General features: G+C 66.7%; 8 protein-coding genes. 4 read left to right on the top strand and 4 right to left on the bottom strand.

The features are described from left to right. A partial coding sequence (locus ACDELDRAFT_RS16225) for a gamma carbonic anhydrase family protein (protein ID WP_005798767.1) occupies nt 1–498 on the bottom strand: 498 nt, incomplete at its 3' end. 82 nt (nt 499–580) lie between these two features. Between ACDELDRAFT_RS16225 and ACDELDRAFT_RS16220 the strand changes: the two genes are divergently transcribed. The 3 genes from ACDELDRAFT_RS16220 (at nt 581) to ACDELDRAFT_RS16210 (ending at nt 4,304) form a co-directional block, all read left to right on the top strand. Continuing rightward, on the top strand, nt 581–1,384 hold the full coding sequence (locus ACDELDRAFT_RS16220) for a ferritin-like domain-containing protein (RefSeq protein WP_005798765.1): 804 nt from the start codon (nt 581–583) through the stop codon (nt 1,382–1,384). A gap of 91 nt (nt 1,385–1,475) precedes the next feature. Continuing rightward, nucleotides 1,476–2,735, top strand: coding sequence for an EAL and HDOD domain-containing protein (locus ACDELDRAFT_RS16215; protein ID WP_005798763.1), 1,260 nt, complete (start codon nt 1,476–1,478; stop codon nt 2,733–2,735). Nucleotides 2,736–3,020: 285 nt separating this feature from the next. Then, a complete protein-coding gene (locus ACDELDRAFT_RS16210) occupies nt 3,021–4,304 on the top strand; it encodes an EAL and HDOD domain-containing protein (protein ID WP_005798761.1) in 1,284 nt (427 codons plus the stop codon). Between the two features lie 167 nt (nt 4,305–4,471). Here ACDELDRAFT_RS16210 and ACDELDRAFT_RS16205 read toward each other — a convergent pair whose 3' ends face one another. The 3 genes from ACDELDRAFT_RS16205 to ACDELDRAFT_RS16195 form a co-directional block, all read right to left on the bottom strand. Continuing rightward, a complete protein-coding gene (locus ACDELDRAFT_RS16205; protein WP_005798759.1) occupies nt 4,472–5,458 on the bottom strand; it encodes a Bug family tripartite tricarboxylate transporter substrate binding protein in 987 nt (328 codons plus the stop codon). Between the two features lie 85 nt (nt 5,459–5,543). Then, nucleotides 5,544–6,443: a site-specific tyrosine recombinase XerD gene (xerD, locus tag ACDELDRAFT_RS16200; RefSeq protein ID WP_005798757.1), complete on the bottom strand. Its 900-nt coding sequence runs from the start codon at nt 6,441–6,443 to the stop codon at nt 5,544–5,546. Between the two features lie 75 nt (nt 6,444–6,518). Beyond that, the gene (locus tag ACDELDRAFT_RS16195; protein WP_005798755.1) at nt 6,519–7,481 is read right to left on the bottom strand and encodes a tripartite tricarboxylate transporter substrate binding protein BugE; all 963 of its coding nucleotides are present in this window, start codon (nt 7,479–7,481) and stop codon (nt 6,519–6,521) included. A gap of 76 nt (nt 7,482–7,557) precedes the next feature. Between ACDELDRAFT_RS16195 and ACDELDRAFT_RS16190 the strand changes: the two genes are divergently transcribed. Then, the gene (locus ACDELDRAFT_RS16190) at nt 7,558–8,511 is read left to right on the top strand and encodes an AEC family transporter (protein ID WP_005798753.1); all 954 of its coding nucleotides are present in this window, start codon (nt 7,558–7,560) and stop codon (nt 8,509–8,511) included. The last annotated feature ends 79 nt before the right edge of the window (nt 8,512–8,590 follow it).

Here is an 8,590-nt window from a genome sequence, read left to right as displayed (position 1 = left end):
GAAGCGGCGCGCGTTGTCCATGTAGTGCTGCGCACTCTGGCGCAGCCCCGCGATCTGCTCCGGGCTGAGATCGCGCACGGCCTTGGCCGGGCTGCCGATGATCATGGAGCCGTCGGGGAATTCCTTGCCCTCGGTCACCAGCGCGCCGGCGCCCACCAGGCAGTTCTTGCCGATCCGTGCTCCATTGAGCACGATGGCGCCGATGCCGATCAGGGTTTCATCGCCAATCGTGCACCCATGCAGCATCACCTGGTGCCCTACGGTCACGCGCTCGCCCACGACCAGCGGCTTGCCAAAGTCGGCGTGCAGCACGCTGGCGTCCTGGATATTCGAGCCCGCCCCAATCGTGATGCTGTCGGTGTCGCCGCGCACCACCGTGCCGAACCAGACGCTCGCGCCTTCACCCAATACCACGTTACCCATCACCTGCGCACTGTCGGCCACCCATGCCGAGTCGGCCACGCGCGGGGCAACACCATCCAATTCGTAAATCGCCATGCACCACACTCCCTGAAAATGGAACGGCCCTCGTTTGCAGAGCATGGGCTCTGGGCGCAGGGCAGGGCCTAGAATTGTAAGGATGGAGCTTCGCCAACGTGCATTGCAGGTCTTGTGCCTTGCCGATCCTGAACAAAAAGCCGCTGATGCGCTCGCCCTTCAGGCGCTTGCAGCTACGCTTTCAATAGCAGAACCCCCCCCTGCCGCCCCCGCCGAAGCCGGTGCCCTGCCCGGCCATCCCGAGCGCCCCCTGCTGCTGCGCCATACCGAGGTGGCACGCCGATCGCCCGCCACGGCCGAGGGCCGGGCCGTTCTCATCCACGCCATTGCGCACATCGAGTTCAATGCCATCAACCTGGCCCTGGACGCGGTGTGGCGCTTTGACGGCATGCCCCGTGCGTACTACCTCGACTGGCTGCGCGTGGCGGCCGAAGAGGCGCAGCATTTCCGGCTGCTGCGCGACCACTTGCGCCTCCAGGGGCATGACTACGGCGACTTTCCGGCGCACCAGGGGCTGTGGACCATGTGCGAAAAGACGCAGCATGACATCGTGGCGCGCATGGCGCTGGTGCCCCGCACCATGGAAGCGCGCGGGCTCGACGCCACGCCGCAGATCCAGCGCAAGCTGCGCCAGGTGGGCACGGCCGATGCGCTGGCGGCCGCCGATATTCTCGACACCATCCTGCACGACGAGGTCGGCCACGTGGCCATCGGCAACCACTGGTACCGCTGGCTTTGTGCGCAGCGGGGGCTGGACCCCGAGGCGCTTTACGCGCAGCTGGTGCGCCAGTACGAGGCGCCGCGGCTCAAGCCCCCCTTCAACGAGGCTGCCCGCCGCAGCGCCGGCTTCACCGAAGCCGAAATGCTGTGGCTGCAGCAGGGCTGATGACCGCGCCCGATCCGCGAACCTTTCTACAATGCACTGATGCTCCGCCCGGCCCCTTGCCCCGGCCCTTCCTGTCTCCTGAAACACGCCCATGTCCACACAACCCGCCACCGGGACGGCTCCGCCGCCCCAGAGCCACTCGTCCGTCGCCATGATTGCCCGGCAGGCCATCGTGAACGCGCAGCACATGGTGGTCGGCTATGAGCTGTTCAACCGCTCGCGCACGAGCGCGGGCCACACGGCCGCCACCGACGTGATCCTGGTGTTTACCGCGCTGTCCCACGCCGGCACCGAAGAGCTGGTGGGCAAGAAGCTCATCTTCGTCAACTGCACCCACGAAAGCCTGGCCGGCGGACACCTGGAACTGGTCGATCCCGACAAGGTCGTGCTCGAGATTCCCCCACTGGGCCATGCGGCCAGCGCTGAGGTGGTGGCGCGGCTTCCCATTCTGGCGGGGCTGCGCGAGCGCGGCTTCCACCTGGCCTTCAACCACACCGTCCTCGAGTCGGCCTACGCGCCGTGGCTGCCGCTGGCCGACTACATCAAGCTGGACCTGTCCGCCCTCGCCCCGGATCAGCTCGCCGTGCTGATCAGCTATGCGGGCCGCCACTCGCAGGCCGAGCTGATCGCCGAAAAGGTCGAGACCGCGCAACAGTACGACATGGTGTCCAGCCAGGGGATCGAGCTGTTCCAGGGGTACTGGTTTGCGCGCCCCGCGCTCGTCGAGGCGAAGCTGCTCACGGCCTCGCAGGCCAGCATCGTGCAGCTCATCAACCTGGTGCGCAAACAGGCCAGCACCGACGACATCGAGGAAGTGCTCAAGAAGGATGCCGGCCTGGCATTCAACCTGATGCGGCTCATCAACTCGTCCGGGTTCGGCCTGAACCGTGAGATCACCTCCTTCCGGCAGGCCGTGATGCTGATGGGTCTGAAAAAGCTCTTCCGCTGGGCCGCGCTGCTGCTGACGGCCTCGCGCACCAGTGGTACCCCCTCGTCGGTAGGCCACACGGCCGTGGTGCGGGGCCGGCTGATGGAACTGCTGGCCCTCGAAACCCTGCCCCCCGAAGAGGCCGACCTGGCGTTCGTGGTGGGCATCTTCTCGCTGCTCGACGTCATGCTGACCATGCCCATGGACGCCGCACTTGGCCTGCTGAGCGTGCCCGACGCCGTGTCGGACGCCTTGCTGCACCGCAAGGGGTTCCTGGGGGACCTGCTCACGCTGGCCGAAGCCTGCGAATCGAGCGACGACGCCGTTTTCGACCGTGCCGCGGGCACCCTGCACCTGACCAGCCAGCAGATCAACTTTGCCCACCTGCAGGCGCTCGCCTGGGCCGACCAGCTCACCGACTGACGGGCGACCGCGCTCTCGGGACCTGGCCAGCCGGGGAGCGTCCTCTCTGAGGTGGGCGCGCCCGCCTGTGCGGTCACCTCTGCAAGCGCCCCGGGCCGGTCAGTGGCATGCCGGGCAGAAGTCGGCGCTGCCAGGTCGTGCCGCCCCACCTCCCGCCACGTTCATGCAGGCTGGCGCAGCTGCTGGCAGCCTGCCGTGCGGGCCGCACACTGTGAAGAATTGTTCGGTGTTGCCCTAGAATGATCTGGAGCGTTTCACCCCCACTACCCCCCTACCTGCGTATCCATGTCGAGCACACCTGAACAAGACATCCCGGAAGCCTCCGCCGAAGCCCCAGAAGGCACGGAGGCCGACAACCTGGCCATCATTGCGCGCCAGGCCATCGTGGATGCCAACCGCGCTGTGTACGGCTATGAGCTGTTCGACCGGTCCACCGCGTCCCACTCGCACACGGCCGCCAGCGATGCCGTGCTGCTGTTCAACGCACTGTCGTACGCCGGCACCGAAGCCCTGGTGGGGAAGAAGATTGTTTTCATCAATTGCACCCACGACAGCCTGGCGGGCGGCCACCTTGAACTCATCCACCCCGACAAGGTCGTGCTGGAAGTGCCTCCGCTCGACGACAGTGCCACGGCCGAAGAGATCGAGGCCCGCGTCGCCACGCTGGAGGCCCTGCGCGCCCGGGGCTTTCGCCTTGCCTTCAACCAGCACGTGCTCAAGCGCAACTACGTGTCGTGGCTGCCTCTGGCAGCATTCATCAAGCTCGACATGCAGGCCTTCAAGCCCGAACTGGCGGGCCCGCTGGTCAAGTTTGCCGCCACGCACAGCCAGGCCAAGCTGATCGCCGAAAAAGTCGAGACCCCCGAGCAATTTCAATTGATGGCGGACCTGGGCGTGAAGCTGTTCCAGGGCTACTGGTTTGCCCGGCCCTCCCTGGTGAAGGCCACCACCATCCGGCCCTCGCAGGCCACGATCATCCAGCTCATCAACCTGGTGCGCAAACAGGCCAGTACCACAGAGATTGAAGAACTGCTCAAGAAAGACCCCACCCTGTCTTTCAACCTGCTGCGCTTCATCAATTCGTCGGGCTTCGGCCTGTCGTGCGAAGTCACCTCGTTCCGCCATGCGGTGATGATCCTCGGGCTCAAGAAGCTGTTCCGCTGGGCGGCCCTGCTCATGACCACCTCGCGCGCAGGCGGCGCGCCACCGGCGGTGGGAACCACGGCCGTGGTGCGCGGCCGCCTCATGGAGCTGCTGGCGGCCGAGCTGCTGCCCCCCGAAGAGTGCGACAACGCCTTCGTCGTGGGTGTTTTCTCGCTGCTGGATGTGATGCTGGGCGTGCCGCTGGAAAAGGCGCTCGAATCCGTGGCCCTGCCGCAGCCCGTGACGGACGCACTGTTGCATGGCACCGGCGTTTTTGCCCCTTTCCTTGACCTCACGCGCGCCTGCGAAAGCGGCGACGAAGTGGCGTTTGCCAAGGCCGCCGACGCGCTGCACCTGTCCAACCGCCAGGTCAACTGGGCCCACCTGCAGGCGCTGACCTGGGCCGAGAGCCTCGGCGAAGAATAAGCACCGCCCGGCAGGCGCCGGGCGCAGGATGCGCGCCACGGGATGCATCCAAGCTTCCCCGCCAGCGCACGGCCCGGCGGATGGGCCACCCGACCGGGGCCCCAGCCCAACATCCCACACAACCTTCGGCAGCCCTGCAAGGCAGAGCTGCTGGTTGCGTTCGCGCCTTACTGGGCCTGGATACCCGCGCTGCGGATGATGCGCGCGTTGCTCTGCGACTCCTGCGCGATCTGGCGGGCAAACTCGACCGCTGTTCCACCGGTGGGCACATTGTCGGTGGCGTCGAGCTTGCTGCGGATATCGGGTTGCGCCAGGGCCTTGTTCACCTCGGCATTGAGCCGCGCCAGCACGGCAGCGGGAGTATGGGCAGGCGCATAGATGCCGAACAGCGACGACAGGTTGGCCGCTGGCAGCCCCAGTTCTGCCAGCGTGGGCACGTCGGGCAGGCTGTCGAGCCGTGCTGGGGCACCTACCGCCAGCGCCTTGAGCCGGCCTGCCTTCACGTGCTGCAGCACGGCAGGCCCGGCATTGGTGGACAGCACCTCGAACTGCCCGCCCAGCGCATCGTTCATCTGCTGGCCGCCCCCCTTGTAGGGCACGTGGGTGATCTGCACATGGGCACTGGCCATGATCTGCTCCAGCATGATGTGGCCCAGAGAGGCCGGCCCCGACGTGGTCCAGCGGATCTCGCCTGGCCTGGCGCGCGCGGTGGCCAGCAGGTCGCGAAAATCCTTCGCCTTGCTCGCGGGGGTGCCCAGCAATAGCACGGGCGAATACATCACGCTGACCACCGGGGCGATGTCTTTTTGCGGATCGAAGGGGGATTTGCCCAGGTGCGGATTGAGCGCCAGCGGGCTGATGGCGGCAAATCCGAGCGTGTAGCCATCAGGGGCGGCCTTGGCGACCGCGTCCATGCCGATGCTGCCACTGGCGCCAGCCTTGTTGTCAATGACCACCGGCGTGCCCAATTGCACCGCAAGCTTGTCGGCCAGCGCGCGCGCCACCGTGTCGCTCACGCCGCCTGCGGGGTAGGCCACCACGATCCGGATGGGTTTGGCCGGCCAGCCGGCGGGTTGCGATTGGGCGTGGCCCAGTGGCGCGAGGGCGCTCAGGCACATCAGGGCCAGCAGGTGGCGGCGGCTTGGAATTGGCATGTCGGCTTTCAGAAACTCAGCGAAAGCTGCGCATTTTCGCGCGGATCGGCTGCGCTTGCCCACGGGCCCATCCGGGGGGGCCGCATCAGCCCCGTGGATGGTGGCGTTCGTGCAGTGCCTTCAGGCGCTCGCGGGCCACGTGGGTGTAAATGGTGGTGGTGGAAATATCCACATGGCCCAGTAGCAACTGCACCACCCGCAAGTCGGCGCCGTGGTTGAGCAGATGGGTGGCAAAGGCGTGCCTCAGCGTGTGCGGCGACAGCGGCACGGTAATGCCTGCCACTGCGGCCCATTTCTTGACGATCACCCAGAACATCACGCGCGTCATGCCCGCTCCGCGGTGCGTGACGAACAGGTCGTCGGTCTGCTGCCCGCCCAGGATGGCGCCACGCGCTTCGTGCAGGTAGCGCTCAATCCAGTTCCGGGCCTCTTCGCCAAAGGGCACCAGCCGCTCCTTGCTGCCCTTGCCCATCACGCGCAGTACACCCTCGGCCAGGCCAAGCTGGTAGGTCTTGAGCGTGACCAACTCGGTCACCCGCAACCCGCTGGCGTACATCAGCTCGAGCATGGTGCGGTCCCGCAGGCCGAGCGCAGAGCCCACATCGGGCGCATTCAGCAAGGCTTCCACCTGGGCCTGCGAAAGGGTCTTGGGCACGCGCAAGGGCTGGCGTGCCGCCTGCAGCCGCACCGTGGGATCGGCGCTGATGCGCCGCTCGCGCAGCGCCCAGTGAAAGTAGCGCCGCAGTACCGTGAGGCGCCGGTTGGCCGAGGTGGCGCGGGTCTGCGCATGGCGCTCCGCGAAATAGGCCTGCAGGTGATGCTCGGCCGTGCTGTCCAGTGCCAGCGCCGGCTGCTGCTGCGCCAACCAGGTGGCATACAGCGTGAGATCACGGCGGTAGGCGGCCAGCGTATTGCGCGCCAGGCCGTCTTCAAGCCACAGCGCATCCACAAAGGTATCGATCGCGGCAAGGCTGGCAGCAAGCATGGGAGCGTCCGGCGTGCGCTTTGCACGCAAAAAAAACCGCCCGGTGCGCGGGCGGCTGGGTTCACAGGGGTGGAATCAATCCAGCGTCAGCTTCTGCTTGGCCACCACATCCTTGTACACCGCGTACTCTGCCTTGATCTGCGCGGCGAACTGTTCCGGGGTGTTGCCCACAACGAGCGAGCCCGTGTCTTCGATGCGCTTCTTCACGGCCGGGTCTTCCAGCGCCTTGCGCACGGCGGCGTTGATCTTGTCAACCACGTCCTTGGGCAGGCCCTTGGGGCCGACGATGCCGTAGTAGGCCATGCGGTTCACGGGCTCCAGGCCCAGTTCCTTGAACGTGGGCACGTTGGGCAGCGATGCCACGCGCTGGGGCGCAGCCACCACGATGGGCACCAGTCGGTTTTCCTTGATGAAGGGCAGCGCCGAGGGCAGGTTGTCGAAGATCATGGGCACCTGACCCGCCACGGTGTCATTCAGGGCCGGGCCAGCGCCCCGGTAGGGGATGTGGGTCACGAAGGTGTTGGAGAGGTTCTTGTACAGCTCCATCTGCAGGTGGCCGATGCCACCCGTGCCCGACGACGAATACGAATACTTGCCCGGCGACTTCTTCAGCTCGGCCACGAACGCCTTGTAGTCCTTGGCGGGAAAACTGGGGTGCACCGCAATGATGTTGGGCGTGGCCGCGATATTGATGATGGGCGTGAAATCGGTCAGCGGGTTGTACGGCGTCTTGGGGTTGATGGCCGGATTGGCCGCCGTGGTGGACACCGTGGCCACGCCCAGCGTGTAGCCGTCGGGTGCCGACTTGGCCGTCTCGTTGGCCCCCACGATGCCGCCGCCACCCGACTTGTTCTCCACGATCACGCTCTGGCCCAGTGCGCGGCCCAGCGGGTCGGCAATGACGCGGGCGATGATGTCGGTGGTGCCGCCGGGTGCAAACGGCACCTGCAGCTTGATGATCTTGTTGGGGTAGCCCTGGGCTGCGGCAGTGCCGGCCGCGGCCGCCAGGGTGAGAGCGAGCCAATGACGACGGTGCATTCAGTTCTCCTTTGTGAGGGTGACAGACCCGGCAATGGTATGCGCAATGCGTGACCACGCTCCCCATGGATTCCCCATGCGGACCAACCCGCAGCCTGAAGGGCCTTCAGGTATTCTCGGCGCCGTGAATTACGCCCAGCTTCTTCTCCCCGATTTCACCCTCATCCTCTTCGGCTACCTCGTCTGCCGCTACACGGCACTCAACCGCTCCGTCTGGCAGCCGGTGGAGAGCCTGGTGTACTACCTGCTGTTTCCCGTTCTGCTGTTCCAGTCCATCGTGAAGAGCCCGGTCGACGTGCGGGCCGCCTCCGGCCTGATCGGCGCCGGTGTGCTGGCCGGCCTCGCGGGCATTGCGCTGGCCTACAGCCTGCCCCATTGGCCCTGGCTGGGCCGGCGGATCGATGCGCGCGACCATGCCGCCAGCGCGCAGGTGGCATTCCGCTTCAACTCCTTCATCGGCCTGGCCCTGGCCGAGCGGCTGGCCGGTGCGCAGGGCCTGCTGCAGATTGCCGTGCTCATCGGCGTGTGCGTGCCGTTGTTCAACGTGGCGGCCGTGTGGCCCATGGCACGCCACGGCCAGCACGGCTTTGCGCGCGAACTGCTGCGCAACCCGCTCATCCTGGCCACGGCATCGGGCCTGGCGGCCAACCTGCTGGGTTTTCGCATTCCGGGCTGGCTCGAGCCCACGGTGGGCCGCATCAGCGCGGCCTCTTTGGCATTGGGCCTGATGGCGGCGGGCGCAGGCATGCAGTTCGGCCTGCTCACACGCAGCAAGATGCTCAGCGCTGCCGTGCTGTCCATCCGCCACTTGGTGCAGCCGCTCATCGCCTTCGCGATGGCGCACCTGTTCGGGCTCGATCCGGTGCAGACCACCGTGCTACTGGCGTTTTCGGCCCTACCCACGGCATCCACCTGCTACGTGCTGGCCGCGCGCATGGGCTACAACGGGCCGTACGTGGCGGGGCTGGTGACGCTGTCCACGCTGCTGGGCGTGGTGAGCCTGCCCTTTGCGCTGGGCTTTCTGCGATGACTCTGCACGTGCTTTCGCGCCGCGCCTGGCTGCTGGCCTGCGCCGCGGGTGCTGCCAACCTGCCCGCCTGCGGTCGCAA

Origin of the sequence: Acidovorax delafieldii 2AN (assembly GCF_000175235.1) — a bacterium.
GTDB classification, from domain to species: Bacteria; Pseudomonadota; Gammaproteobacteria; order Burkholderiales; family Burkholderiaceae_C; genus Acidovorax; species Acidovorax delafieldii_B.
Note: the sequence above shows the minus strand (reverse complement) of the source record. Positions and strands in the feature narration are given on the sequence as shown.

Coding starts and splice junctions, on each gene's coding strand:
- ACDELDRAFT_RS16210 (WP_005798761.1), top strand. CDS start 3,021: ATGTCGAGCACACCTGAACAAGACATCCCGGAAGCCTCCGCCGAAGCC.
- ACDELDRAFT_RS16205 (WP_005798759.1), bottom strand. CDS start 5,458: ATGCCAATTCCAAGCCGCCGCCACCTGCTGGCCCTGATGTGCCTGAGC.
- xerD (WP_005798757.1), bottom strand. CDS start 6,443: ATGCTTGCTGCCAGCCTTGCCGCGATCGATACCTTTGTGGATGCGCTG.
- ACDELDRAFT_RS16220 (WP_005798765.1), top strand. CDS start 581: ATGGAGCTTCGCCAACGTGCATTGCAGGTCTTGTGCCTTGCCGATCCT.
- ACDELDRAFT_RS16215 (WP_005798763.1), top strand. CDS start 1,476: ATGTCCACACAACCCGCCACCGGGACGGCTCCGCCGCCCCAGAGCCAC.
- ACDELDRAFT_RS16190 (WP_005798753.1), top strand. CDS start 7,558: ATGCGGACCAACCCGCAGCCTGAAGGGCCTTCAGGTATTCTCGGCGCC.
- ACDELDRAFT_RS16195 (WP_005798755.1), bottom strand. CDS start 7,481: ATGCACCGTCGTCATTGGCTCGCTCTCACCCTGGCGGCCGCGGCCGGC.